Below are 25,866 nucleotides of genomic sequence, written 5' to 3'. Positions count from 1 at the left end.
TAATTACATATGCCCTCTGTAAATAGTGATCTTTCAAACAGAATTAATGAAAACGATTTTTTAGATTACAAATTACATGAAGAATATGAAAAAAGGATATTCGAATTTGAACTTTTAAACTACAAACTTGACTTATTTCTATGTACAGTTGTTGTTGCTCTATCCATTGTTTTTGTTTTTTTAAGTATTTTCTCATTTTTTTGGTTAAAAGAGAATTTAATCCCAATAATCGCGACAACCATTATTTTCGGATATATTGCTGTTTATACAACTTTACTAATAAGAAAGAAAAAAAGAAAGTTCAAATTTTTCTTGGTGAAAGAGCATTAATGGGTATGGCAACAGTTAATTCTTTTTGGCAAATACACAGGTTTTAATGTAAAACCTGTATATGCAGGAAATTGAATGATAGAGATTTTTAATCTAGATTCCTGCAAAAAAAGGAAAATTTTTAAGCACCAACTTGATTGCAAAAGGCGGCAGTGTCTCAAATTTGCTGTAAATTTGAAGTCAAGTTTTTGCGTACTATGCCGATAATTAATCTGCCAACATAGAATTTTCTACTCAATAACTTCTTGAAATTTATGATTTTACCAAAAAATTGACACACTGCCTATTTTCAATCACTTCTTGAAATTCATGATTTTACCGAAAAATTGGCACACTGCCTTTTACTTAACGTCTTTTTAAGATAAATGCCACTAATAATGCAAGTACCAGGCTCGTCAGTCTAAATCCAGGTAGAGATTCTTCTTCTACAGGAGACGATTTTTTTTCGACCTTTATAGGTAGATTAAGCGTATAATCTTCGGCGTTTTCAGTATCTTCCCCAAAATAATAAACAACCCTTCCCTCAACATTAAAGTCTCCGGGCTGGTTTGTTTCAATCCTTACTTCAATATCCCTTCCCTGTCCGGGTTCAAGCTCGTAGGTTGTCGTATACTGTCCTGCGCCAGACTGGACGAATTCCGAGGAAGAAACACTCATTCCTGAGGGTGGAATTATTATGACCTGGACGTGCATAACAGGTTTTGTGATAAGATTAACGGCTGAAAGCTTAAGCAGAATGTCTTCTCCAGAAACAACCCTGGTCTTTTCCCCGTGAAGATTGACACTTGCAGAGGGCTGTGCAGCAGACTTTGAATTTTCAGTTGATTCTGAACTTTCCAAAGCCTCTTTATTTACAGATTCAGATTGTACATATGTGTTATTCTCTATTATAGTGTACTCTGAATGTTCTATATGATACGAATTTCCTGTGCGATGTGAAGAATCGTTCTCTGTATCCTCTGCGACTTCTATCTCTTCTGAAGTTTGGTTTTCCGTACCTTCGGTTCCTACTTCCTCATCACCTGAAGACTGATTTTCCTGGTTCTCGGAAGATATCGTTTCGTTATTTTCCGATGAATTTGTTTCGGTTTCATTATCAGGTTCTATTTTTGTATTTTCCGAAAGATTTGTTTCGGTTTCATTATCAGGTTCTATTTTTGTATTTTCCGATGAATTTGTTTCGGTTTCATTATCAGATTCTATTTTTGTATTTTCCGAGGAATTTGTTTCGGTTTCATTATCAGATTCTATTTTTGTATTTTCCGAGGAGTTTGTTTCGGTTTCATTATCAGATTCTATTTTTGTATTTTCAGGGGGCTGAGTTCCTTCACTTTCAGTCTCATCATTTCCTGAACTTTGCATGTCTGCATATTCTGAGGACTGTGACTGCTCTTCTGAGGACTGTGACTGCTCTTCGGAATTTTGTGCCTCCTCTGAAGGCTGTTCTTCTTCAGAAACCTCTGTTTTGTTCTCGTAAGAATCTACCGAAGCCTCAGATGAAGCATATACACACGAAACGCTACTTACCAGGAAACAACCAATTAAAAGATAAACTATTAGAGTTTTTAAAATAGCCCTCTCAGACATTTTACCACCTTTTTTTGGGCTGCCATCTGTAGTAACCAAGAGAAGCTTAAGTAAAAAGTTTCTCCTGGTTACGGATGCCTTTCTTAATTATAAAATTTAAAAAAGGAAAAATGCATATATTTTTCCCGCAATTGCATTTAAATGCTTTTTAACCTGATTTACTTCCTCTTAACAGCATAAACCCCTAACAGGCCTATAGCTGCAATTAATATTCCAAATCCTGGGGCGCTAATTGAGCCCTCTCCTTCAGCTTTTACTCCTTCGGTATTTCCAGCTTCGGATCCTTCACTCTCACTGGAGCTGGTAGCCTCTTCGGTATTTTCGGAAGCTTCCTTGACTTCAAAGGGATGGCTGAGCGAAAGCGGGTTGAAATTGTCCTTATTGTCTCCAGGCCAGTAGAGGCCGCTGAAATGTACTGTATAGGTGCCTACTTTGTCTCCCTTGAGATCTATAGAGATTGTCCGGGCACTTCCTGGGGGCACGGAAAATGTTCCATAAGCCGTACCCGCTGCACCAGTCTGAGCAAACTCCTGTCCATATACGTGAATTCCAGAAGGTACACTGACCCTTGCATCTACATTCAGAGTTATATCATTGAGAGATGGGTTATCAATATAGAGTTCAACAAGGCCATCTTCATCTTTGGTTATTACATCATTAACTGGCCTCAGTACAACAGTTGGGCCCACCCTGAACTTCTGTTCAGCCACAGGAGTTTTTGTTACAGGTTCGGTCTGGTTTGTGGACTCATTCTGGTTTGCAGATTCGGTCTGGTTTATGTTACATGTCTTATTCTGTGATGTGGATTGATTAGTAGATTTATTGACGGATTCGTTGGTCTGTATAATCTTTGATGTTGTTTCACTTACTACTGGGTTATCGGCTGCACCAGCAACAGCAATTGATAATACAGCCCCGGAAATAAAGATCAACATCAGTATCATAGGCAAATATTTTTTCAATTTTGATACCTCCTTCCAGAGGGTATTAAATTACCTGTACAATAGCTTTTTGAAATAATTTTTTCTAAAATTCTCAGTATTGATCTTCACAGAGCAAAGTTTACTTCAAATCAATATTTTCCGGCATGCAATGAGCACTTTTGTTTAATTTACTTTCGGCTTTTTTGATAATATCCTGAGTATTCTACTAAACTTCTAAAATAAGTTTAAATATTTAACTATGATTTAATATGGCAATATTACTTTTCGTGCCAATTAATGGGGTTATTGGTGTTTATTTATATTTTACTTGGGTATTTTAGTACCTATCTTTTCCGGATATGCTTGTACATTTCTCTTTTTCTGCAGCATTTGTGCGCCTGTCTCTCATGCGTTTCTGCAAATGTTATTTACTTATGCACAAATGTAAACATTCAACTAAAATTTAGCTAAAATCTCAAACCACAAATCTTATCTGTGTAAAATTATATAACTAATTAAGTAATATTTTATAACTGATGTGTGTAATTTGAAAAAAGAATGGCTGTGTTCTGGCTTTATATGCCGTACCTGGCGATAAACGATCCCTACGTTATTGTATCTCCAGGCTTTGGTTTTAGCCTTATGGGCTTTCTTCTTGCTGTTTTACGCTACCGCAATTTGAAGTCAAAAATGAAAATTAGTCCGCTGCGTTTCACAAAAATATGGATTCTCGAGTCTAGAACCTAACTCGAGAGTTTCACAAAGGTGAAAAGATGAAGACCCAAGTAGCATCATTAACTATCAACCCTGAGAATAAAACCGAGACCCTGTTTGTTCAATCTGATAAGCTGGGGATTTTTTTCCATAATCCTGTTTCGTTCCAAGTACCAGATATGTACTCTCCCCTGGTGAAAAGCAATAGAATTGGCCTTGTCCGCGGTGACGTGGCAGAGTATAAGCTTAAGATAAAGGTCGGATTTGGAAAGTATGATTACATTGTACTCACCAACTATGTAAAAGAAAAGATCGCCTGGAGCACAGTTCAAAATAAAAATTTAATAATCTTTCCAGGGCAGGCTTTGACTGAAAGTTTCTATTCCGATATGGCGATATACTATGCTCAGCAAGGATACAGTACATACATTCTGGATCGAAGAGAGACAAATGTTCCGATAAATGAGACTGATTTCAGTTACATGGAAAACTGGAACATTGACAGTTACTTGAATGATACATACAACGGCATCGCTGTGTCAAGAATTCATACAGCTTTCCTGAGTGATAAAGCGGTAGAGGACATCGAGGTTACGGCAATTGGCCACAGTCATGGGGCTTTGATCCTTACTGCTTACGGTGCTAGCAAATACAACGACCTTGTTTTAGGTTCGGTTAACAGAATGGTAACTGTTGATATCGTTATTAAGTACGAGCCTAAACATTCTGAGTTAATAAGATCTCAGGTACAGGAATTTGACACAATCTCCAGATGTTTGGAAAAAAGGACATATAGCAGCAACAGTATGGCTTTCATGATGCAGGTAGCTGATCTGGCTTTAACCGATCCTGACCGAGAATCTGTTTTTCAACCTGACCTTACAAACAGACAATTTTTCCGGCTTATGGCTACCCAGACTCATGCATTCAATGCATCTCCCTATACTCCGAATTATCACTACTGGAGTGGAGATCTGGACGGCCTTTATTACGTTGACGAAAACAGGCTACTTAACTTAACCTTAACCGGAGGAGCTGTTCCTTACGCACCTAAGCACCTGGATCTTTACATGGCCGGATTGATGGGGAATGTGGAAGGCTATGAAATTGACTTTTCAAGAATAATTTCCCCTGTTCTTTATATTGGGCTTGGGGGAGGTTTCAGTGACTATGGCTCCTGGTGGTACAAAAACGAAGTCGGAAAAATTAATGATAAGGTTACTTCCATGAGCTGGAAGAACCAGGGCCACGGTAGCATAGCCCTTGATTACAACTCTCGCGAGTTATGGACACTTATACACGACTGGATAATGAGCAATTAGGTCTGTGAATTAGGGACACAATCTCATAATCCTGGTGCATCGGTTCTCAAATAAGTACATAATAAGAAAATAATTACGACTTACAACTCAAATATCATTTTAAAGTCACATGGAATTCTGTAACACGGAAAACACAGCTTGTCGCAGAGTGATTCGATCTGGATATTACAACCACAGAAAACACGGAAAGCACGGAAAGCACGGAAGAAACACGCCTTTACTACTTATTTCCATGTCTTCCGTGCTTTCAGTGGTTTTCAAAAAATTCATTTCTGACATACTTTGGAATCGATACACTAGTTTAATGTCTAATGATGCTATTTTCATTTCCGCTTTTATGAAATTCAGGTATACTTTGACCTTAATTTGACCTTGATTTGATCTTAATTTGACCTCAATTATTTAACGTTATATCCGAAATGCTTGAGATCTTCTTCTAAAATCAAATGCTTTTTACTGTCGTCTTCGGTGATTAGACGAACCGGAAGGCAAGGGTTGCCAAAAGCAAGATGGTTATCCGGAATATCTTTTGTTACGACGCTACCGGCACCTATTACCACATTGTTTCCTATATGTACGCCGCCCAGTACAACAACATTACATGCAATCCACACGTTGTTGCCGATATGGATTTCTTCGGCGTATTCGGCCATTATCGTGTTCCCGTTTTCGTCTGTTCCCATACGTTCCAGGGCAATAAGGGGATGAGAAGTGGCCATTAACGAAACATTCGGCCCGAAACATACATTGTCGCCAATATAAATACGTGCGTCATCCATCACCATCAGATTGAAATTCGCAACAAAGTTTTCTCCAATAAAGGTGTGACAGCCGTAATTGAACTGAATAGGTCCCTGAAAATAATATTTCTTGCCGATGCCGCCGATAAATTCCCTGATAATTGGCAAACGTTCGGGATCATATTCGTCCATTGCATTGTATCTTTGACATGCAATGTGCGCCTTATGTTTGATGTCTCTCAGTTCTTTATTGCGCGAATCAAACATTTTACCCGAAAATATTTTTTTTTCTTCTCTCATCTGAGAGTTTCCTCCATCTCTCAAATAATGAGTTTTGAGATTGTAACTTCGATCGAGAAATCACAAAATTCCATTTATCTGTGTGTTATATAAATAATTGAAATGTGACGTCAGAAAATACTATTTTACCAGTTGAATTTGTTAATATTATTTAGGGTCTTTTATTTCTAACTCTGAGTCTTTTATTCCTAACTCTTATATTATAACACCTGGAAACATCAATATATGGAGACGGAAGCATGTTGGAAAGCAAAATTATAGCCGCAAAATCCGATGACAATTATATAGAAAACACACGCTTTGAAGGCGAGACGCTTTCGGACGTCGATATCGCAAGGATAGAATTCGAGTCGGTACAGTTTATACAATGCCAGTTCAACAATTGTGATTTTTCAAAAGCCCTCTTTTACAATTCGGTGTTTGATAACTGCAATTTTGCGAATTGCAGATTTATGGACAGTTACTGGAAAGGCTCCAAAATGTTAAAGTGCAAGGGCGATGGCGGTAACTTCAGCAAGAGCTGCATGAAAGAAACCTCTTTAACGGACGATTCCTTTCGATATGCGGATTTTTCAAGTTCTGTACTGGAAAACTGCACCATTCGTGACTGCAATTTCACGGAAGCCTTCTTATCCGAGATTCGGCTAAAGAAGCCCAGGCTGAAAGCGGTTAATTTCACAGGAGCGGATTTCTTTAAAGCCTTACTCAAAGACATTGATTTAACGGATTGTATCATTGACGGGATTGCAATATCCGATACATGCAAGGAACTCAGAGGGGCTATAGTCAATGCAGAGCAAGCAATAGAACTTGCGCGGATTCTGGGAATCAAAATTGTGTAAGGCATTTACTCACGCACATAAATCAGAGGAGAGGAGATCTGAAAATTGTTTATGGCAAAGTCGTGTCTTCCTTATGCTTTTAGTTTTGCTTCTGCATTCTATGCTTTTAGTTTTGTTCCTGCATTCCTTATGCTTTTTTGCTCGAACTAATTTTACTAATTGGTAAAAATCCTTGATTTCTATTATCTATGGAATAATCGAGTTCAGTAAATCTTCAGGAAAAATTGGTTAAAATCAAAAGATAAATTTAGGAAGACGTGTTTAAGGTTAATCATTAAGTTTTGAGATAGGTGATTGATTGGATACTGAAAGTCTTCAGAATTATAATAAAATTGAACCATCATCATGCTCTATAAAAGGGATTATAATACAAATTATCTGGTTATCTTTATTACTACTGTTTTTTGCAGCATATATAATCAAAACAATTAATTTTAACGAATATTCAGACGGTTCATCACTTGGTATAGATTTATTAATAAAAGTACTATTATTTTTAGCCAGTTTTTCATTTACATTGTCTATTATTGTAGGAATGTGGATGCACAATAAAACAAAAAATATAGATTCCAATAATCAGTCAAAATGGCCAATTAGATTAGTTAAATGGTTTACATTAGGATTACTTGTTCTCATGATGTCAATTTCACTTATATTCTTCCCAGAATCCAACACAATCTTTGAAATATCCTTAATTGTATTGCTGCTTACAGTAAAATATGTAAGAGACACTCTGTTAAAAAAAATGGGGGCTGAACTCGAAAAGACATGCATGTAAAAAAGGAAAAAGCCGTCTAAGATTTCAAAATATCTGTGAGTAAACTCTGGCTTAACTTGAGAGTAAAGGACGGCTTATTCTAAGCTCCTGTATTTGATTATAAGAAGCTACCCATAATCCTTACCCAGTCCAAAAACGCTTTGCTTTTGGGCTTATTTTCCTACTTTTTAGATCTTGCTTTAGATCTTGTTTTAGATCTTTAACCACCTATTAATCGGTGAAAACTCAGATATTCTTATTGTCTATGGAATGATCGAGTTCAGAAAATCTTCAGTAAAAATTGGTTAAAATCAAAAGATAAATTTAGGAAGACGTGTTTAAGATTAATCGTTAAGTGTTGAGATAGGTGATTTATTGGTTACTGAAAATCTTAGAAATTATAAAAAAATTGAACCATCTTCATTTTTTATAAATAAGAACATAGTCCAAATTATCGTGTTATCTTCATTATTGCTATGGCTTGTAGTATACGTAATCAAAGCAATCAATTTTAACGAGTATGCCGACGGTTCATTATATGATCTCGGTTCATTAATAAAAGCAATATTGTCTCTAGCTGCACTTTGCTTTACGGTGTCTATTCTTCTCGGAGCGTGGACATATTATAAAATAAAACGTTCTTCTTCCACTGACCCGTCAAATGGGATAGTGAATTCAGTTAAATGGCTTATATTCGGAATCTTTGTTTTCATGTTATCAATTCCACATATATTATTCCCAGAAGCTGACAGGTTATCCGGGATATACTTAGTTGCATTGACGTATACAGGAAAATACGTAATGGGAAAGATTTCAAAAAATCCGGAGTAAATCCTGGCTGCTTAAGAGTAAAGGAATGCTTATTCTAGGCTCATGTATTTGATTATGAGAAGCTTCACCATAATTCCTACTCAGTTTAGAAAAGCTTCGCTTTTGGGGTTATTTTCTCGTATTAGAGATTTAATCGGATAACAAACGGTTAGATGATTTGGAAAGCATTTCGTATGTGAGTTAAAAACTGTTAAATCTGTTTGCTTAGTTTATATCGGTTGTTCTGTGATCTACCAAAAAAGCCATCAAGTTTTTTTCTCAATGACTTCAGACAAAATATTAGCATTCAACATCCTGTTTTCTTGAATGAAACTCTGAATATGAACAGCCTGTTTCTGTGTAATTTCATTAAGTTACGTAATCTGGTCATCCTGTGCAGCTAGGGTCTATATTACGTAGTGTACACTTGTTTTCGTAAACCCACATGATTTTTGCCTGAATAGAGTTGTAATTGAGGACTATTTATTGATATAAAATGAAAAATACAGTAACCTTAGGCAAAAACCATCGCTTTAAAACGATATAAAGCCCAATATGCTAATATTTAATATCATTTAATTGCCGTAATAATACTAATCACATATACCGAATAAAACAATAAAAAGGAATTAATCATGGATATTACAATTCGCAATGAAAAAGTAGAGGACTTCAATCAAGTAGAAAACTTAACGAGAGAAGCATTTTGGAACCTCTATGTACCTGGCTGTAATGAACATTATTTGGTACATATCATGAGAGATCATCCTGATTTTATTAAGAAACTTGATTTTGTTGCAGAATATAATGGTGAAATAATTGGTAACATTATGTACACCAGAGCCTGGTTGTATTCGGAAGATGGCGGTCAGATGGAAATTGCAAGTTTTGGCCCCATAAGTGTATTACCGAAATATCAGCGGAAAGGCGTAGGCGGTGCATTAATTCACCACACAATTGATATTGCTAAAAACGATGGAATAAATATAATTGTTATATTCGGCGACCCCCATAACTATTGCAAGCACGGTTTTAAAAGCAGCAAAGACTTCAATATTAGTGATCTGAATGGCGAATACCCTTACGGAATGCTCGCTTTAGAATTAAAAGAAGGATCTGTTAAAGGGCATAACTGGAAGTATAAATACAGTCCGGTATTGGAAATTAATGAAATTGATGCAGAAGAATTCGACACAAAATTTGAACATAAAGAAAAAGGATACACCCCTTCCCAGGAAATATTCTCAATTGCGGTAAGGTCATACCTGAAGTAACATTAATCTAAAAATTATCATCTAAAAATTGCTTCTCCATCGAACGCAAAAAATATAAGAAACGCAGATATGAGACTGTCTATCGAGTGTTTTTAGGGGAAAAAGTACTGTGTGTTCCCCTAAAAAATAGGTCCACCGCCCCCTCCCCTCCGGACAAAAAACCAACCGCCGGAAACAAAAACCAAATTCTAAAAATCCTGCAAAAATTTATACATAAATGTGAGAAAAAGCCTGGTTATACAGGCTTATTCAGAATCTTCTTCCAGTCTTGTATTAATCTCCTCGGCTTTCTTAAGGTATTGCGCAGCCTCTTCAGATTTGCCCATTTTTTCAAGCACATCTGAATATTTTTCAAAAATCATTGAAGCACGGCTCAGGTAGTCAAAGTCCTCTGAATCGGTCTCAAGCAGTTGTGCATTGAGATTCATTGCTTTCTCGAGAGCTTCTTTTGCTTTTTCCAAATTTTCCGTGGCTAAGAATGTTATTCCCATCTGATAATATGTACTTTCAAGAACCGTTAAATAATTCAGATTTTCAGGGTTTTTTTCATGCAATTTTTCACGGATTGCAAGGGAACTTTTGAATTCTTCAATCGCCTTCTCATACATCTCGTTCTCTCTTAAGGCAATACCCATCCTTTCATTGATTTCGGCAAGCAGTTCCTTCTCTCTTATTATTTCCGGTTTGGCAGCCTGAAGTTTTTCATCTGCTTTTTGAGCAAGCTCAAGGTACTCATTGACAATAGAACTTTCTTTTTCCTTGTTTTTTTCTCCGAGTTTGAGAGTTGATCCCAGAACATAAAGGCCAGTCACAAACCTGCAAAGCTCTTCCGGATCGTCAGAATATTTTTCCACTACTTTTTCCAGAATATCGAGAGACAGCCTGTGATAATAAGCTTCTTTTTCAAGATCCCCTTTTTCAGAGTAAAGAAGTGCAAGGCTGGTGTAAGTTGCTGCAAGGTCTTTTCTGTATTCCCATTCATCGGGTTTCAGGTCAATCACACGCTGCTGGGCTGCAAGCATTTTGTCGTACATCTCGACTGCTTTTTCATACTCCTTCCGGCCTTTGAACAGTGTTATTAAGTTGTTGAGTACTTCCTTGAACCCTGAATAATGTATATCCATTTCCGGTTCCAGCTCAAAATTGTTTTTAAGCACGGGAAAAGCATCCTCAAAATATTTCTGTGCTTTTTCGGGTTCTTCATAAAGATAAAGCTCTCCAATAGTATTTTGTATCCCAGCCTTATATGTTTTAAAATCCAGAGCATCAGGTTCTTTTTCCAGAAGGCTTTCGTAGATTTCTATTTCTTTTTCATAGTAGCTCCTTGCTTCTTCGATTTCCCCGTGTTCTGCAAAGAGTTCTCCCAGGTCATCGTAGGTATCGGAAATATAAATTATGGGATTCAGGTCTTCAGGATCTTCTTCATGCAGGTTCTGGTAAATCTCCAGTTTGTCTTTGTAGCAGAGTTCTGCATTCTCGAATTCTCCTATTTTTGAAAATAAGCCCCCTAGATCATCCAGATATATCGCAATTTTTTTGTTGTATGCAAATTCTGAGGGATAATTTGTTATAAGGTCCCGGTAAATTTCCCTTGCTTTTGTATAATTCGCTATTGACTTTTCAAGCTCTTCACTCCCAGAAAATGCATTGCCAAAGTCTTCATAAATGTTGGCGAGAGAGATGGCATATGCATGGTCTTCAGGATCTTTTTTATAACTTTTTTCCATCAGTTCCACAGCTTCTTCAAAATACCGCTCTGCCTTTTCCAGATTTTCCATGCCTGAATACATGCTCCCAAGGTAGCTGTAAGTATAACTCAGGTAATATTCAGCCATGTCGTTTTCAGGGGCTTTCTCGATTATTTTTCTGTAAATGCTTACCGCTCTAAGGTAATTGCTTTCGGCTTCCTTCATGTACCCGGAATTCCGGAATAAAAACCCATAACGTTCGATGTCTCCATCAAAATCGTCGAGAAGATCCGTTTCTCCAGGTTCAAGCTCGAAGAGTTTTTCGTAGAGATCTATTTTTGTATCGAAAAGCTTCACCGTCTCATCCATCAAACCTCCTGCCTGATAACATACTCCCAGATTATCAATAACCTTCAGGAACTTGGAAAGCCGTTGCTTATTTTCAGGGCCTGATTTCGTCAGTTCTTCAAATATCTGGACAACTGTTTCGAGCTGTTTTTTCATCGGTTCCAGCAACTCTTTTGCACTTTCCTCGTCGTCAAGTTCGTCAAGTGAATTCCCAATTTCCTCAATTGTATTACTTATGAATTTTTGATATTCCTCTTTCTCAGGTTCTTCTGAAAACAGAGGTTCGATAACTTTGAGAGCCTCCTGATAAAATTCCAGAGCTCCTTCAGGATCTCCAGCTTCCCTTATAGTGTACCCCTTCAAAAATAAGGTCTGGAAAGAAATTTCAGGGTCTTTTTCCTTTTTCATGAGTTTCTCAACATCTTTCAGACTCTCAAGCGCTCTGTCATATTTTCCATCTTTAATGAACGCGACTGCTTTGCTGAATAAACGATTTGCAGAATCCTGAAGCCGTCTTGATATCATAATTGTAGTTTATTATCCTGATAGATAATTAATACTAACGAAACCCAGTACTTACTGCCTGGATTGGTCACAAGCCTTCTAAAAAAAGGCTTGACCGCAACCCTTTTCAAAAAAGGCTTGACCGAAAACTCCAGAAACTAAAAGAGCATCAAGAGCATTTAAAAAATGGAAGAGGAGGTAGCATATGAATTCCAGATCAACGGAAATACGATACCAAAAATGACGCATATTTACTGATTTATCTTTCCAGGCTTTACATAGATATCGAATTTACAGGTTTTAAGTTCTAAATGTCTTTTTACTTCAGTCATTAACCGCACTTGAAATTTAGTTCTACAAAATCCCGTTGAAATTTTCAATACCATTGAAAAATCTCATAACTTGAGTGATGTCCATCAGGGGTGTCATAGCATACTGGCTTTTCAAATGCACATGCAGTACTCAAGTTCCTGCCTTTTTTGAAAAAACTCTACAGGTTGGGCTAAATAATTCTGGACTTATATATTAAATATATAATTAGAGTGCCAGATTCAGTTTTTTCTTCAAATACTAAGGGAATTTCTGGCAGTCACGGAGGTACAAAAAATGGCAACTAAAGAAGAACTTATTCAGGAGCTTTCTGATGCAGTTATCTCCTGTAAAAAAGATGCAGTTCTTGCAGCTGTCGAGAAAGCAAAAAAGGTCATGGAACCTGCTGAAATCATTGACAAAGGTCTTTCTGCAGGCATGAACCAGGTAGGAATTCTTTTTGAGAGAGGGAAACTTTTCCTGCCCCATGTAATGATAGCTGCTGATGCAATGACAGCAGGGGTTAAAGTGCTTGAAGCTGAGCTTCCAGCAGGGACAGAGAGCAAGAAACTCGGGGTTATCGTAAACGGTACGGTCGAAGGCGACGTTCACGATATCGGAAAGTCCATAGTGTCCACGATGCTCCAGTCTTCTGGTTTTGAAGTATACGACATTGGCCGTGATGTTCCGGTCAGGAACTTCATCGAAAAAGCAAAGGAAGTCAATGCCAATATGATTGGAATTTCCGCCCTTATGACCACAACCCTTCAGGGGCAGAAGTCTGTAATTGAACTCCTCAAGGAAGAAGGACTCAGGGACAAAGTAAAAGTTATGGTAGGCGGAGCCCCTGCAACCCAGGCCTGGGCTGACAAAATCGGCGCAAATTGCTATGCTGAAAACGCAAGCGAAGCTGTCGCAAAAGCAAAGGAAATGCTACTCTGAACCCCAATACTCTGAACCCCAATACTCTGAACCCCAATACTCTGAATCCCAATACTCTGAATCCCAATACTCTGAATCCCAATACTCTGAATCCCAATACTCTGAACCCTAATACTCTGAATCCCAATACTCTGAACCCCAATTATCAAGAATATCTGTTGGTCTAAATTAAGTTGAATTTATGGAGGATAAAAATGGCAACTGAACACGCTTTGCGTATGGGAGACGGTAAACGTGTCTACCTTACCAAAGAAAAGATAATTGCAGAGATTGAAGCCGGAACTGCAAATGCTGCCGATCTTGGTGAAATCCCTACTCTGAGCGCCAATGAAATGGACAAGCTTGCAGAGATCCTTATAATGCCCGGCAAGGCTGTAAGTGTGGAACAGGGAATGGAAATCCCAGTAACGCACGACATCGGCACTATCAGGCTTGACGGCGACCAGGGCAACAGCGGTGTCGGCATTCCTTCCAGCCGCCTTGTAGGCTGTATGATGCACGAACGTGCTTTTGGTGCTGACACAATGGAACTCGGGCACATTGATTACAGTTTCAAGCCTGTCAAGCCTGTCGTATCAAATGAATGCCAGGCAATGGAAGTCTGCCAGCAGAACATGGTCATCCCGCTGTTTTATGGTGCAATGCCCAATATGGGACTTTATTACACACCTGATGGACCTTTTGAGAACCCTGGCGACCTTATGAAGGCTTTTAAGATTCAGGAAGCCTGGGAATCAATGGAACATGCTGCAGAACACCTTACAAGAGACACGGTCTGGGTCATGCAGAAACTCTTTGCCTCCGGTGCCGATGGGGTCAACTTCGACACAACCGGTGCAGCAGGCGACGGTGACATGTATGGTACACTCCATGCAATCGAGGCTCTTAGAAAAGAGTTCCCTGATATGTATATTGAAGCAGGCATGGCAGGAGAATGTGTCCTTGGTATGCACGGAAACCTTCAGTACGACGGCGTTACCCTTGCAGGCCTCTGGCCTCATCAGCAGGCTCCTCTTATTGCAAAGGCAGGAGCAAATGTTTTCGGGCCAGTGTGCAACACCAACACCAGCAAGACCTCAGCCTGGAACCTTGCCCGTGCAGTTACTTTCATCAAGGCTGCAGTAGGAGCTTCTCCAATTCCCTGTCATGTAAATATGGGTATGGGAGTTGGCGGAATTCCAATGCTTGAAACTCCTCCGATTGATGCGGTTACCAGAGCGAGCAAAGCAATGGTCGAAATTGCAGGCGTCGACGGCATATAGATCGGAGTCGGCGACCCAATGGGTATGCCGATTTCCCACATAATGGCTTCAGGTATGACTGGAATTAGGGCTGCAGGTGACCTTGTTGCAAGGATGGAGTTCTCAAAGAATATGCGCATAGGCGAGGCAAAAGAATACGTTGCAAAGAAACTCGGGGTCGACAAGATGGACCTTGTGGATGAGCACGTTATGCGTGAGCTGCGTGAAGAACTCAACGTCGGAGTTATAACGTCAGTGCCAGGCGCTGCAAAAGGTATTGCTGCAAAAATGAACATCGAAAAGTTGCTCGATATTAAGATTAATTCCTGTAACCTATTCAGAAAGCAGATAGCGTAAAGAAAAACTCCGAAATAACCAAAAAGATACGAAGAAGCGGATATAGATCTCCTGTAGATATTTCTCAGGATATTTCCTGATAATGCTTCTTGGCGATATTTCTGGAAGATATCGCTTGAAAATATCTTGAGAAAATATCTCTTGAAAATATCTTAAGAATAGCTTAATTTTTCGGATTTTCCACTTTTTCCATTTGCAGGCTTTTATGAGTCGATTTGTGCTGCAAGAGCTGTGCGAATCGTCAATTTCCATCTATAGTAATTATAGGAGTGTGCTTGAAGATGAGTGACGAAAAAAGTGAAAACGAAGGGCTCCAGCGAACAATTGATTGGAAGCAGGGCCTTGCAATTGCCCTGGGAGTTCCTGTGCTGATCCTGCCTTCCATAGGCTATTTTGCAAATTATGTCTGGGCCTTTGCAATCATTATCTGGGCGTTATCTGTCTTTCAGGGTTTCATGCAAAATTTTGCTTACGGCGAACTTGCTACAATGTTCCCGAAAGCATCAGGGCTTCCAGGGTACGCCCAGAGTGTTTTTACGGGGAATGCAAACAACCGGTATGACCTCAGCAAACTGCTTGGAGGTTTCAGCGCCTGGAGTTACTGGTTTGCCTGGAATCCGGTCCTTGCAATCTACTCAATCCTGATAGGGAGCTATCTTAAAGGCCTGGTCCCTGCACTTGCAGGCGTGCCTGACCTTGTTGTTTACCTGGCATCCGGCGCAGTTGTATTCGTGCTTCTTATCCTGGTCAACTATCGTGGGCTTGCCGGTGGAGCAACGCTCGGGTACATTCTTGCCGTGCTTTCGCTTGCCCCACTTATCATTATTGCCCTTGCACCTTTCGTAACCGGGCACTTTGAGTTCAGTAATATTACCGGTGCCTGGCTTCCCACAGATTGGAGCTGGGACATTCAGCATATCCTGATACTGCTTGGTCTTTTTGCAATGGCCCAGTGGAGTGCCTGTGCCTGGGAAACCGCAGCGATCTACGGGCCCGAATATAAACAGCCAAAATCGGATGTTCCAAAAGCCCTCTTTATCTGCGGTGCGATCTGTCTTGTGACCTTCATTCTCGTCCAGGCAGCCTGTACAGGAGCTCTGGGAATTGAAGGAATACTATCCGAACCGGTTTCTCCGATGCTGCCTATAGCCCAGATGACTCTTGGTCCCATAGGCGGGTCTCTGACGATCTTCATGTTGATTGCGGCAATGGTTCTAATTATCCAGACTGCCTTCCTCGGAGCTTCGAGGGCTATGTATTCCATGGCTGAAGAAGGAAATCTGCCAGGGTTCTTTGGAAAAATGAATGCACATGGAACTCCAGTCAATGCAATGATTGTCATTGCCCTCTTGAATATGGGTTTCATCTGCCTGGGAACTCCTGCAGCTATAGTTGCAGCTTCGGCAATAGGTTATGTCTGTGCCAATGGGATAAGTCTGCTCGCATATGTTAAGGCAAAAACTGATCCGAGGTTCTCGAAGCTTGAAAGACCTTTCAAAGCTCCAAACGGCTGGAGACACGTAGCCCTTTTCTTTGGGCTTTTTAACCTGCCTCTGTGTCTTATTGGGATAATATACCTGAACAGCCTTGAGTTAGGCTGGACTTCAACGATAGTTGGCTTCGTGGTGCTTGCTCTTTATCTCCCGCTCTGGTACTATTCTCAGAATCAGAACAGGACAACTTTGGAGAAGGACAATTCCCTATCAAGCGAGTCCATAATATAAAGGTACAAAGATAGATTCCGAAAATTTCCACCGTTTCCCTTTTCCGGAAAACGATTAGTTCGTGAGTCAATAAATATCATCGAATAATGAGTTCTGAAACGAAGAGCCACATGGCTCTTCACTATTTTGAGTGGGTAACTTGCATTTAGCTTCAAAATGTAGCTCGTCGTTGTTTTGTGTGGATATCTTCATAATTTCCTTATAAAAATCAATGTGGTCTTGAATTGAAAATCGTTTTCTCCATAAAGAATAGCGAAGAGTCATTTTGCAACTTTTCTATTTAATTTTTAACTTCTGCTATATTATGTAAATATTGATATTGTCAATGGTCTCAGAGCCAGAAGAGGCAAAATATACATAAATAAACGAGACATGGTATAAAATGAGTAACTTGTGTTTAAATGAAACTTAGGAGTAAATAACTAAACTGATAAGTGAGATGATCCTGTGAAAACCTATCTTCTGGTCTGGTTCAGCAGTGAAGGGGCCCGTCCGTCAGAAGTAAACCAACGGCTAATGTCTCTGGGATTTGAGCCCGTGAAGGGCAGCTACGATTTTGTATATAACTGGAATAGCAGTGTCAGTGTCGAGAAAATTCTCGAATTTGGGGACAAGGTATATCTGAGTCTTCAGGGCACAGGTGCCATGTTCAAACTGGAAACACTGTAAACCGCGCTTGCTAAAATTGAATATCCTAACCCTGGTTAGCAGGGCATATGCCTGATTTCAAGCAGTAAATAAGCCCCTGCTCAGGGTTGTCCTACAGGGTAGTCCATATTGTGATTTCCTTCGTTCTATCCCTGCCAGTTTCAGAGACGTTCAAGCCTTTTTCTTGTTTTGGTTTTTTTCCTGCTTGCTTTTCTCCAGGGAATCCCGGAACTTTATGTAATCGCAGGTACTTCCTTCAAGAGTAATTATCCTGCCATTAATGCTTCCTTTTTCAATTATAAGTTCTACAACACTTGGGTTTGACATCCTGGGTTTGGTAGGAGAGCCGGGACAAACAAGCACAACATCTTTTTTCTCTATCAAGGGTCTGTGCAGGTGACCGAAAATTAGAATGTCTACATCCATTTCTTTTGCCAGGTAACCCTGCGCAGTTGTATCGTTAACCGAAAGCCCTCCTTCGTGTACAACTCCGATTTTTACGCCTTCAACCTCGAATTTCAGCCTTTCTGGAAGGAGCTTTTTAAGTTCGGAAGTGTCATCATTTCCAAAAACGGCCTTTAATTTGCCACTGGCGTTGAAGGCATTATAGGCTTTTACAGTACTGAAATCCCCTGCATGGACTATAAGGTCGCACTCGTCCAGGAGTGTTTGAAGTTGCTGGGGAATTACTCCAGTTTTCAGATGAGTATCGGAAAGTACAATCAGCTTCATGTAAAATCTCCTGATTATATGAAATATATTATTTTGAGATAAATCTATGGTAAGCCTTTTGAAAAACGGCTTAACCGCAACCCTTTTGAAAAACTGTTTGACCGCAACCCTTTTGAAAAAAGGCTTGACCGAAAACCCCAAGAAYTGTTTGAGTCTGATAACCTTATCCCTARACCCTATCGGCGTGATCAACCGGCGCAACGGTTGTAGCACAACCCTTTTGAATAAAGGCTTGACCGAAAAGGCCCTGACAACGGCGTGGATTCCACTCAAGTAAACATAAATATTTTTAAATCTTATAAAGTCAAATCATAAAACCACCTTTGAAACAAAAGATCAAGGGTAAAAATCATTTTTTCCTGTTCAGGCATTTCATTCATGTTTAGGAATATAAAAATAGGCTCTTCGTTATTTCCTATGGATAAGATGATTTTCAATTCAAGAACGCACTGGTTTTTATGAGAATATTATGAGGAGATCCACACAAAACAACGAAGAACCTAAAAAAATTATCAGTTTGTGAGTTTATCTATACTATTTCCCCAAATAATCATCTTTGGCAACAAAAACCCTTGATATTATATTTGAATTATTCCTATAATATATTGAAAGTTATTAGCGGGCAAGATACATGAAAACAAGGATTGAAACAAAAACAAATGGAGGCAAAGAATGAAAAGACTTACCAAAAAAGCATGGTTTCATAAAAGGCGTATTGGTTGGGGCGTTAGCCCGGCTAGCTTAGAAGGCTGGTTGGTAACTATTGCATTCATAATTATTGCTCCGCTTGTCGGTATGTATTATTCTGAAGAGAGCCTAACTAGATATACTATTCTTATAACAATGGCAGTTATCCTTATTGCAATTATTCTTTTAACTGGAGAGGCACCAGGCTCTGAACTGTTAGATAAGTTAACGAAAAAAAATGAGAAATAAGGAAAGCAGTGCATTTATTTCAGTCAAATACCCCGCCAGTTTGCAGCGGGGTGCGCCAGCGCAATTTTGACTTAAAAATTAGAAATTACTCGAGAGTCAGGTCTACGAGTTCGTACTCAAGATTTTCGGTTTCCAGCCTGTTAAGAAGGGAAGGAACCTGCTCATCTACTGAGACTACAAGGGATGATAAGCCGTGATATGCAGCCTCAATAACTGATTCATTACTTCCGAACATAACATTCGGGGCTATGTTGAGCTTGCGCAGAGCGATAAGTGCTTCCACGCCTATAGCTGCTATATAGGGTTTTGAACTTGTCAGGGACCTCAGGCGTTCAATATCTACCTTTCTTGAGCCTCCACGCTCGATCCTCGGGACCTTGCAGATTGTAATTGTAGCATTTTCCAGGTCGATCAGGCCTCGCAGGCTCGTTACTCCTACATCTTCCCCGGCAGATGCGTCGGAAATTACATTGCCTGATGCACCTGTTTTTTCCATGCTGCTGACGTACAGGAGTCCACCTTCCATTTTCAGGTATACCTGCTGGTCTTCCTTTACATCCTCTTTTGCAATCGCTGTCCAGGTTGAGATATGGTTGATTATGTCCTCCATGACAAAGCGGGCGTACTGCTTCATTTCCGTGGCATTATCAAGGACCCATTCTACACCTTCTTTTGTAATCCTATAGCGAACCCGGCCCTCAGTAACTATCAGCCCGTCATTGACAAGTTCTTTGATATATTCGGAAACTGCCTGAGGAGTTATTCCTATCTTTGCGGCAATTTCTTTTTGTCTTACATTCGGCTGATGGGCTGCAATTTCGATAAGGACCTGAAACTTGGTTACTCCGCTTTTAGTCTGGAGGATTTTAATCATCAATCGTAGTTCTCCTCTACATCTTCAATTACTTTTAACCGTTGTCCCATCACAGAAAGCCTTTCAGATCTACGGGCGACAGCGCAAATATAAAATGGGTTTCTATTAAGCGTCCGTGTGAGGCTGCTCATGGAGGTGTTTCCTTCTTCTACCAGCTTTTCCAGTTCTTCCATTGCATCTTTGACCTCCTCGTATGGCTTGAAGGTCAGCATGATGATATCACTCAAATCCTCAAAAGAACACTGGAAATTAACCTGAACCTTGGAATAGGAACTATGGTATTCTTTGGAAGGTTTTTGCCCTGCCTCCGGAACTCTCCACTGGCTCTCCAGTAGCCCGGCTTTTTTCAGGATATGGAGGCTTTTTGATGAGTCTGCGCCCATGAATTCATCTATCTCTGCTCTTGTCATCCATTTGTTTGAAAGTGCGTCAAATATCTTTTTGTGAGTTCTTGACCCAAAAGTCCTGAGCAATGGTACTAAATAGGAAGGATCGTTAATTATTCGAGTTCTTTTACCCATTTACTCCTCTCCTTCTCGTCTTACATTATAAGCTTTCAAATATAATAAAGATTCGTAATTTGATTACTCTCTGTAATCAATATCAAGCCCTTCAGGCCTTTCCCAGTTAAATGTCGGGGCATTTCTTTTCAGTTCGCGGCATTTTTCATGAAGTGCATGGGCCACAATAGGGAGAGCAATAGTAGCATCCACGAAGACCTGCACTTTTTTTGCCTGAACTGCAATTTTTCCCCAGGAAACAGCTTCATCGAAAGTGCAGCCTGAAAGTCCTCCCCAGTGAGGAGCATCAGTAGTGTACTGAATTGCATAATCATGCCCTCCGACTTGCGTTCCAAGAATAGAAGCTATTACTTCGGTTTGCTGGATAAAATTTTTAGGGACTCCACCTCCAACGTATACAACTCCTGTTTTACCTGATTTTTCTATAATCTGAGTGACCTCATCAACGTCTTTTATCTGGTCAATTTCAAGTTTCAATCCTCTTCTTTTTGCAATGGTTAACCCGATTCCTATTGAACTATCCGAAAGTGCAGGAACGAAGATCGGAATATTGCGCCTGTATGCACTTACAACTATAGAATCCTCAGCCGCTCCGCGCTTTGCCAGTTCCTTTCCGAGCAGGTACATGAACTCCCTTGAGGAACAGGAAATTTCCCCAATTTCTTCTGCAAAATCCGCAATAAGGTTATCTGCGGTTCTGAACTCTTCTTCAACCGCAAAAACGTCATAGATCCTATCAACACCGTGCTCAAAGAGGTCTTCATCGTCAGCCAGATGCGAACCCACATAATGTTTCTTGCCGAGCGCTTCGTGTGAATCATGGAAAAGGTTTGCTCCTGTGCTTACAAGGCAGTCTATCATCCTCTCCCGGATCATATAGGAAATAACCCTACGCATGCCAGCAGGGACCATAGCCCCAGACAGTCCCATCAGCACAGTCATATTCTTTTCTTTTAGCATGTTATGCCAGGCCTGGACAGATTCAGCTAGCTTTCTTCCCTGGAAGCCTGTCTTAAGCATTCCTTCCATCAATTCGCTTACAGACCTGTCCTTTACATCTATCGGAACGGTTGGGTTATCTGTGAACACATTAAGATGCATACCATTCTCCTAATAAACAGATAATGATAGTTTTGCATGTGATTTATATAGTCACGAAGCTGAGGAATGATTCAAGTATAATATCAAGGCATTTGTTGCCAAGAATCATTATTGAGATACTGAAATTACGGATAAAGTTCTGAACTGCAAATTTGAAGTTATATTTTTATCATACCTGAATAATGCAACTGTCCAATGAGGTACAATGAAGCTTTTTGTTGCAACAATTACAGGCGTGACTATAATACCTGAAGACATTTATACCTGAAGACATTTGGCGACAGGCGGTAAGATATACAAATAACGCTATATAATTATATTATTTTATTAAATATCAATATATGCGGCTTCTTCCCATGACGATATCATGAGAGATGAATCTTCTTCAGGAAAACTAATTTGCAGGGTTTGAATCAGGATCAAAGAATGTGAAATTAACATAATGGGGAGTATATTTTAATTTTCAGAGAGGAGTTCGTAAACAATCTAAGAAATTATTACAGGCATACTGTCAAATGTTCAGATAGTAAAGACTGCTGCGGATATCACGGTCATCCAGTCTCCATGTTCATCTACAGAAGATGACCTGGGAAAGCTGAGAGTTTTTAGAGGATATTCGTTTGTCCAGGTGCTGTACATGCTTCTTGCAAGTTTCTCGGAATGTTCCCCAACGTCCTGAGCGGTTTCTCCATAAGCGTGATATTCTGATATGTAACCGTGCTTGTTCATGTTTTGTGGGAGTGCACAACCAACCGATGTACTAAGCGTCCTTCTTGGCTCATTGGAAGAAATCCTGGACATTACGCAAAATACGATCTCTCCTGGACTTAACTCTTCGAGTCCCTCCTCTCTGGACACAATCTCACAGTTAGGGGGCAGGATAGAACTTACAGTTACAAGATTAAATTTCTCAATACCTGCATCCCTGAGTGCAACTTCAAATGATTCAAGATTTTCAGGATGTGTACCAACTCCACTTGTAAAAAATACTTTTTTGGGAATTAATTTCGTAATCATCTTTGCAGCCTTGTGAAATAATCAATTTAAGCCTAATCCAGATGGCAATTATTATTTTTAAGCGTTGCCCTTCAATTCTGCCGGGAAAAGCTCAATTCTTATTTATTTTCTACTTTCGGCAGCAAGCGCATTTTAACATATTAATATATTTAATTGTTATTTAGAGCCTATACGAAAAGTCCTGCTTCTCTGAATGTTATCCATGCACATGCGAAATGGAACATAGAAAAGCAATTCTTAATTTTTGTATCTCATCTTATAAGCAGTCTTCTAAATCTGTTTAGCCAGGAATGCATCCTTTTTATAAGCTTTTTATCGTGGCGATTTGCTCTATCAACAGCTACTGAAAGTGGTATACTTATACCACCTATTAAATATTCATTTGAAAGTTCAACAGGTCTTTTTAGATAAATACACCAATTTCTTCCCTATATTTTCTATACTTCTTCCCTACAGGCTCTCTCATAAGCTTTATATTATGCAGGATAGTTACATCGTGTATTACTCCCTGCAATTTTCTTGCTTACTCCTCTCATAGATAGAAAAAGGTCAGGTCTTTTGAAATATTCGGGAAAATACGGGCTCTTTTGCCCGGCGGATCTGAAAAACAATGTTTTTCCGGCTGGAGTCCTGAAGAATCAATTAACAACAATAAAACATGATGTCGGTACAGATGGACGAAAAACTTCACCTCAAACTCCTGGAACTACTTGAAGGCAAGAAGCTCTCAATCAGCGGGCTTTCCAGAGAACTGAAAACCATAGGTATAGAGGAGCACCGCCTGGTTCTTACAGGCTATCTCAGGGCGCTCAGAGACCTTGATATTCTGGAAGAAACTGAAGTTCCCCCTTCGAAGATTTATGCCCTACCTGAAAAGGCCACAGAGCCTTTATCCGAAAAAAGAAAAGAACCCAGGCCTCCTGAACTTTCAGATCCGGAAGAAATTTATTCTATTCTCAGGTCCCAGCTTCTTAAAATCAACCTGGATTTCAGAATTCCTGTGGGAGTATATGTGGTCTCCAGACTGTTTGAAAGGCCCTGTTTCCGCAGGGAATTGAAGCTTCTAGGAATTACTCAAAAACATCTTGAACAGTACCTGGAAAAACCCAGCATAGTCTGTGAAGCTCAGGAAGCACATTTGAAAAAAGCCAGAGCCGATATAACGAAAATTGAGATCCCTTCCGATGACCCTGCATACGAAATGCGGGAAAATAAGGACGAAGTAATCAGGCTTGCTAATGAAGTCCTTGCAGGGCTGATAAAACAGAGGCTTGACCTTGACGGCCTGGTAGCAAAGAGTAAACAAACTACTCTGCTCCCCTAATGATTTTTCTGTTTCTTTTTTCTCCAAAAGCCAATCCCTGAGCATTAAAAGCCAATATCTGAGTATTTCAACTCTAACCCTTTAACAATAGTTCTCAAATTGAGACTTTTAAATCAGTTTCTGAATCTTTAAATCAGGCTTTACTCTTTAAATCAAACTATTTATAGAATAAAAAAGAATCATAGTATAAAAATGAGAATATATAAGTAGCTGCAGAATCCAGAAGATTAATAACAGGAATTATCTGGATTGGGTATCTCTGGTTTTTATTATGGGGGACTTATTTCTATTGAATCTCGATATTGGATGAATTTCGATATTGGATTTAAGTTATCAGGTTTTTAAGGTCTGAATTCCTGGATTTAAGGGTTTTAAGAATCCCTCGCGGATTTCCTGGCAGCTTTAAAGTGATTTTGGGGAGTGAATATGATAACGGAAGTTAGAGTTGACGTTCAGGAAATGTATAATAAGATGGCAGACGAGGCTGTAGGTGCCCAGAAAGCCGTAGTGGGAGTGATTAATAAAAAGCGGGGCACTGAGTTCAAGATAAAAGATGCAAAACCCTACGTAGACGCAGTAAACAAAATGAAGCCGGTTGGAGAGCAGTGTAAGGAAGTCTTCGACCTGCACATCGATTCTGTAAACACCCACTACGAAACTCTTACGAGCCTTACGGACACGGTCAGGCCTGAAGATGACCCTTTTGTAGAGCATTACCAGACTCCTCCCATCCTCGAAATTCTCTATGAAGAGGACCCGGCTTTCCATGAATCAGTCATGAAGTTCGTGGAGGAAATAGGAAAATCCGAAGCCCTGATAGGAAAAGAGTCAATTCGCAGGTACGGAGGCTTTTACGGTCCGACCTGTGTAGTAGACTTTGCCTTTGTGCCCGGAAGCACGAGTAATGTCGTAAACAGGATCCTCCAGAAAATGGACATCCCTGTGGAGCACAAGCGGACGATCCTGTCTTCAAAGTCCTGGGGTATGAACACTTCCTATGGTGTAGGGGCGAAGTTCCAGACAGCGGTTGAAGACGGAAAAACTCCTTCGGAAGCCATAAAAGAAGAAATTGACATGCTCAAGATGGTCTACGAGTCCCCGGTGGATGCTCAGGTAAAACTCATGGAAGAAGCAGGGCATACGTCCTTTGACACCAGGAAATATATGGAGACATATAAGCAGAGGATACGAAAAACCGTAAAGGATGCCATGAATGCCGATGTTTTCTACGGGAATATTGTGACAGTACCTGCTTATGGCGTAGGTGACGTAGCCCACCACATTTCCCAGTCTATGTACAATATGACAAAAGACGACGTCGTGCTGGCAGTTATCAATGCTGTAACAGACGTCCTTGAAAGTACCATGAACCGGGCAAAAGGCAAGTTCAGGGACGAATACTCACCTTTGACCATCGGTACGGACGCAACAGCCGCTGCAGTCACTAAAATCCTCTGGATGGACGGGTTTACCACCATGATGGTGCTTGACCTGCTGGTCAAACGCTTCCACAACCTTGTGCTGACCAACCCGAGACGTGGAGCGGCAGCTGAGCTGCATAACGTGGATTTCATTGACATGATTGAAAAGGGTGAACGAATCATTGACCATATTCCAAGGGGGGCCGGGTGCATTGTACAGGGTGTGCCTATCGACCTGAGCCCCATTGAAAGGAACGAGGTCCTGCAAAACCCTCAGCGTTACACCTATCCGGCCTGTGCAATCACTGTCCGTTTCTCGGCTCTTATGCGCCTGGCTGATTTCCCCTGCCTCCTGACAAGTGAGCCTGTGACTGCAACGCTTATGACAAATATCATCGCACTGCACAAGCAGCAGGCACATTCTCCGGCAAGGGTCTGCAAGTTCTGTTCGGCGAACTATTTTGACTACAAGTGCAACTACTGCAACTGGTCAGAGGCAGTTTAACGGAGTTTGACCATAACGACAAAGAGAATGTAAAGAGTAGCTGGGGTAAAGCAAAGAGAATGTAAAGGGTAGCGG

General features: G+C 40.1%; 23 protein-coding genes and 2 pseudogenes. 15 read left to right on the top strand and 10 right to left on the bottom strand.

Annotation, left to right across the window (positions count from 1 at the left end; genetic code table 11):
• Positions 1-9: 9 nt before the first annotated feature.
• Positions 10-330, top strand: coding sequence for a hypothetical protein (locus FXW07_RS02785; protein ID WP_229393666.1), 321 nt, complete (start codon positions 10-12; stop codon positions 328-330).
• 345 nt (positions 331-675) lie between these two features.
• On the opposite strand, the gene FXW07_RS02780 is transcribed toward FXW07_RS02785, so the two are convergent.
• The gene (locus FXW07_RS02780; RefSeq protein ID WP_229393665.1) at positions 676-1,917 is read right to left on the bottom strand and encodes an MSCRAMM family adhesin SdrC; all 1,242 of its coding nucleotides are present in this window, start codon (positions 1,915-1,917) and stop codon (positions 676-678) included.
• A gap of 158 nt (positions 1,918-2,075) precedes the next feature.
• Complete coding sequence (locus FXW07_RS02775; protein ID WP_229393664.1) at positions 2,076-2,879, bottom strand: PGF-CTERM sorting domain-containing protein; 804 nt, start codon at positions 2,877-2,879, stop codon at positions 2,076-2,078.
• Positions 2,880-3,398: 519 nt separating this feature from the next.
• On the opposite strand from FXW07_RS02775, the gene FXW07_RS02770 reads away from it, so the two are divergent.
• Positions 3,399-3,587 (top strand): hypothetical protein, encoded by a 189-nt coding sequence (locus FXW07_RS02770; RefSeq protein WP_229393663.1) that lies wholly within the window; start codon positions 3,399-3,401, stop codon positions 3,585-3,587.
• A 26-nt stretch (positions 3,588-3,613) separates the two neighbouring features.
• Positions 3,614-4,876 carry an alpha/beta hydrolase gene (locus FXW07_RS02765; RefSeq protein ID WP_229393662.1) on the top strand — a complete coding sequence of 421 codons (1,263 nt, stop codon included), beginning with the start codon at positions 3,614-3,616 and terminating at the stop codon, positions 4,874-4,876.
• A 398-nt stretch (positions 4,877-5,274) separates the two neighbouring features.
• On the opposite strand, the gene FXW07_RS02760 is transcribed toward FXW07_RS02765, so the two are convergent.
• Positions 5,275-5,916: a sugar O-acetyltransferase gene (locus FXW07_RS02760; protein ID WP_255678590.1), complete on the bottom strand. Its 642-nt coding sequence runs from the start codon at positions 5,914-5,916 to the stop codon at positions 5,275-5,277.
• Between the two features lie 239 nt (positions 5,917-6,155).
• On the opposite strand from FXW07_RS02760, the gene FXW07_RS02755 reads away from it, so the two are divergent.
• The 4 genes from FXW07_RS02755 to FXW07_RS02740 all read left to right on the top strand — a co-directional run bounded on the left by FXW07_RS02755 (position 6,156) and on the right by FXW07_RS02740 (position 9,599).
• A complete protein-coding gene (locus FXW07_RS02755; protein ID WP_229393660.1) occupies positions 6,156-6,758 on the top strand; it encodes a pentapeptide repeat-containing protein in 603 nt (200 codons plus the stop codon).
• 298 nt (positions 6,759-7,056) lie between these two features.
• Positions 7,057-7,536 (top strand): hypothetical protein, encoded by a 480-nt coding sequence (locus FXW07_RS02750; protein WP_229393659.1) that lies wholly within the window; start codon positions 7,057-7,059, stop codon positions 7,534-7,536.
• 354 nt (positions 7,537-7,890) lie between these two features.
• Positions 7,891-8,346: a hypothetical protein gene (locus FXW07_RS02745; protein ID WP_229393658.1), complete on the top strand. Its 456-nt coding sequence runs from the start codon at positions 7,891-7,893 to the stop codon at positions 8,344-8,346.
• A 614-nt stretch (positions 8,347-8,960) separates the two neighbouring features.
• Positions 8,961-9,599 carry an N-acetyltransferase gene (locus FXW07_RS02740; RefSeq protein ID WP_229393657.1) on the top strand — a complete coding sequence of 213 codons (639 nt, stop codon included), beginning with the start codon at positions 8,961-8,963 and terminating at the stop codon, positions 9,597-9,599.
• Positions 9,600-9,844: 245 nt separating this feature from the next.
• On the opposite strand, the gene FXW07_RS02735 is transcribed toward FXW07_RS02740, so the two are convergent.
• Entirely contained in the window at positions 9,845-12,160 is a 2,316-nt protein-coding gene (locus tag FXW07_RS02735) for a tetratricopeptide repeat protein (RefSeq protein WP_229393656.1), read from the bottom strand.
• A 585-nt stretch (positions 12,161-12,745) separates the two neighbouring features.
• Here FXW07_RS02735 and mtbC point away from each other — a divergent pair.
• From mtbC to FXW07_RS02715, 4 genes and pseudogenes are all read left to right on the top strand, one after another.
• On the top strand, positions 12,746-13,390 hold the full coding sequence (gene mtbC, locus FXW07_RS02730; RefSeq protein WP_229393655.1) for a dimethylamine corrinoid protein MtbC: 645 nt from the start codon (positions 12,746-12,748) through the stop codon (positions 13,388-13,390).
• Between the two features lie 194 nt (positions 13,391-13,584).
• Positions 13,585-14,988: pseudogene (gene mtbB, locus FXW07_RS02725) on the top strand ([dimethylamine--corrinoid protein] Co-methyltransferase).
• Positions 14,989-15,269: 281 nt separating this feature from the next.
• Positions 15,270-16,712 carry an APC family permease gene (locus tag FXW07_RS02720; RefSeq protein ID WP_048154421.1) on the top strand — a complete coding sequence of 481 codons (1,443 nt, stop codon included), beginning with the start codon at positions 15,270-15,272 and terminating at the stop codon, positions 16,710-16,712.
• Positions 16,713-17,159: 447 nt separating this feature from the next.
• Complete coding sequence (locus FXW07_RS02715; RefSeq protein WP_048119470.1) at positions 17,160-17,381, top strand: hypothetical protein; 222 nt, start codon at positions 17,160-17,162, stop codon at positions 17,379-17,381.
• A gap of 150 nt (positions 17,382-17,531) precedes the next feature.
• On the opposite strand, the gene FXW07_RS02710 is transcribed toward FXW07_RS02715, so the two are convergent.
• Positions 17,532-18,092, bottom strand: a complete 561-nt coding sequence (locus FXW07_RS02710; protein WP_229393654.1) for a metallophosphoesterase — start codon at positions 18,090-18,092, stop codon at positions 17,532-17,534.
• A gap of 46 nt (positions 18,093-18,138) precedes the next feature.
• Between FXW07_RS02710 and FXW07_RS02705 the strand changes: the two genes are divergently transcribed.
• Together FXW07_RS02705 and FXW07_RS02700 are read left to right on the top strand one after the other, a co-directional pair.
• Complete coding sequence (locus tag FXW07_RS02705) at positions 18,139-18,369, top strand: hypothetical protein (RefSeq protein WP_229393653.1); 231 nt, start codon at positions 18,139-18,141, stop codon at positions 18,367-18,369.
• Between the two features lie 395 nt (positions 18,370-18,764).
• Positions 18,765-19,028: a hypothetical protein gene (locus FXW07_RS02700; protein WP_229393652.1), complete on the top strand. Its 264-nt coding sequence runs from the start codon at positions 18,765-18,767 to the stop codon at positions 19,026-19,028.
• An 85-nt stretch (positions 19,029-19,113) separates the two neighbouring features.
• Here the strand turns inward: FXW07_RS02700 and FXW07_RS02695 are convergent, their stop codons facing one another.
• The 5 genes and pseudogenes from FXW07_RS02695 to FXW07_RS02675 all read right to left on the bottom strand — a co-directional run.
• Positions 19,114-19,902 (bottom strand): MarR family transcriptional regulator, encoded by a 789-nt coding sequence (locus FXW07_RS02695; RefSeq protein ID WP_229393789.1) that lies wholly within the window; start codon positions 19,900-19,902, stop codon positions 19,114-19,116.
• The gene (locus FXW07_RS02690; protein WP_048119462.1) at positions 19,902-20,423 is read right to left on the bottom strand and encodes an ArsR family transcriptional regulator; all 522 of its coding nucleotides are present in this window, start codon (positions 20,421-20,423) and stop codon (positions 19,902-19,904) included. Before FXW07_RS02690 ends, FXW07_RS02695 begins: the two co-directional genes overlap by 1 nt.
• 63 nt (positions 20,424-20,486) lie before the next feature.
• Positions 20,487-21,524, bottom strand: coding sequence for a deoxyhypusine synthase (locus FXW07_RS02685; protein ID WP_229393651.1), 1,038 nt, complete (start codon positions 21,522-21,524; stop codon positions 20,487-20,489).
• 519 nt (positions 21,525-22,043) lie between these two features.
• Positions 22,044-22,541 carry an arginine decarboxylase, pyruvoyl-dependent gene (locus tag FXW07_RS02680; RefSeq protein WP_229393650.1) on the bottom strand — a complete coding sequence of 166 codons (498 nt, stop codon included), beginning with the start codon at positions 22,539-22,541 and terminating at the stop codon, positions 22,044-22,046.
• A gap of 167 nt (positions 22,542-22,708) precedes the next feature.
• A pseudogene (locus tag FXW07_RS02675) lies at positions 22,709-22,897 on the bottom strand (hypothetical protein); the annotation flags it as partial.
• A gap of 317 nt (positions 22,898-23,214) precedes the next feature.
• On the opposite strand from FXW07_RS02675, the gene FXW07_RS02670 reads away from it, so the two are divergent.
• Both FXW07_RS02670 and FXW07_RS02665 read left to right on the top strand, forming a co-directional pair.
• Positions 23,215-23,865 carry a hypothetical protein gene (locus FXW07_RS02670; RefSeq protein WP_229393649.1) on the top strand — a complete coding sequence of 217 codons (651 nt, stop codon included), beginning with the start codon at positions 23,215-23,217 and terminating at the stop codon, positions 23,863-23,865.
• A gap of 426 nt (positions 23,866-24,291) precedes the next feature.
• Entirely contained in the window at positions 24,292-25,791 is a 1,500-nt protein-coding gene (locus FXW07_RS02665) for a DUF2193 family protein (RefSeq protein ID WP_229393648.1), read from the top strand.
• Positions 25,792-25,866 lie beyond the last annotated feature (75 nt).

Source organism: Methanosarcina sp. DH1, from assembly GCF_020804205.1.
Lineage (GTDB): Archaea > Halobacteriota > Methanosarcinia > Methanosarcinales > Methanosarcinaceae > Methanosarcina > Methanosarcina vacuolata.
The sequence above is the reverse complement of the archived record's forward strand: the minus strand, read 5'-3'. Positions and strand labels throughout refer to the sequence as shown.

Excerpts from the sequence above, each read along its gene's own strand:
- FXW07_RS02700 (WP_229393652.1), top strand. The coding sequence starts at position 18,765 with ATGAAAAGACTTACCAAAAAAGCATGGTTTCATAAAAGGCGTATTGGT.
- FXW07_RS02710 (WP_229393654.1), bottom strand. The coding sequence starts at position 18,092 with ATGAAGCTGATTGTACTTTCCGATACTCATCTGAAAACTGGAGTAATT.
- FXW07_RS02685 (WP_229393651.1), bottom strand. The coding sequence starts at position 21,524 with ATGCATCTTAATGTGTTCACAGATAACCCAACCGTTCCGATAGATGTA.
- FXW07_RS02735 (WP_229393656.1), bottom strand. The coding sequence starts at position 12,160 with ATGATATCAAGACGGCTTCAGGATTCTGCAAATCGTTTATTCAGCAAA.
- mtbC (WP_229393655.1), top strand. The coding sequence starts at position 12,746 with ATGGCAACTAAAGAAGAACTTATTCAGGAGCTTTCTGATGCAGTTATC.
- FXW07_RS02665 (WP_229393648.1), top strand. The coding sequence starts at position 24,292 with ATGATAACGGAAGTTAGAGTTGACGTTCAGGAAATGTATAATAAGATG.
- FXW07_RS02680 (WP_229393650.1), bottom strand. The coding sequence starts at position 22,541 with ATGATTACGAAATTAATTCCCAAAAAAGTATTTTTTACAAGTGGAGTT.
- FXW07_RS02755 (WP_229393660.1), top strand. The coding sequence starts at position 6,156 with ATGTTGGAAAGCAAAATTATAGCCGCAAAATCCGATGACAATTATATA.
- FXW07_RS02670 (WP_229393649.1), top strand. The coding sequence starts at position 23,215 with ATGGACGAAAAACTTCACCTCAAACTCCTGGAACTACTTGAAGGCAAG.
- FXW07_RS02765 (WP_229393662.1), top strand. The coding sequence starts at position 3,614 with ATGAAGACCCAAGTAGCATCATTAACTATCAACCCTGAGAATAAAACC.
- FXW07_RS02770 (WP_229393663.1), top strand. The coding sequence starts at position 3,399 with ATGGCTGTGTTCTGGCTTTATATGCCGTACCTGGCGATAAACGATCCC.
- FXW07_RS02740 (WP_229393657.1), top strand. The coding sequence starts at position 8,961 with ATGGATATTACAATTCGCAATGAAAAAGTAGAGGACTTCAATCAAGTA.
- FXW07_RS02695 (WP_229393789.1), bottom strand. The coding sequence starts at position 19,902 with ATGATTAAAATCCTCCAGACTAAAAGCGGAGTAACCAAGTTTCAGGTC.
- FXW07_RS02690 (WP_048119462.1), bottom strand. The coding sequence starts at position 20,423 with ATGGGTAAAAGAACTCGAATAATTAACGATCCTTCCTATTTAGTACCA.
- FXW07_RS02780 (WP_229393665.1), bottom strand. The coding sequence starts at position 1,917 with ATGTCTGAGAGGGCTATTTTAAAAACTCTAATAGTTTATCTTTTAATT.
- FXW07_RS02785 (WP_229393666.1), top strand. The coding sequence starts at position 10 with ATGCCCTCTGTAAATAGTGATCTTTCAAACAGAATTAATGAAAACGAT.
- FXW07_RS02720 (WP_048154421.1), top strand. The coding sequence starts at position 15,270 with ATGAGTGACGAAAAAAGTGAAAACGAAGGGCTCCAGCGAACAATTGAT.
- FXW07_RS02760 (WP_255678590.1), bottom strand. The coding sequence starts at position 5,916 with ATGAGAGAAGAAAAAAAAATATTTTCGGGTAAAATGTTTGATTCGCGC.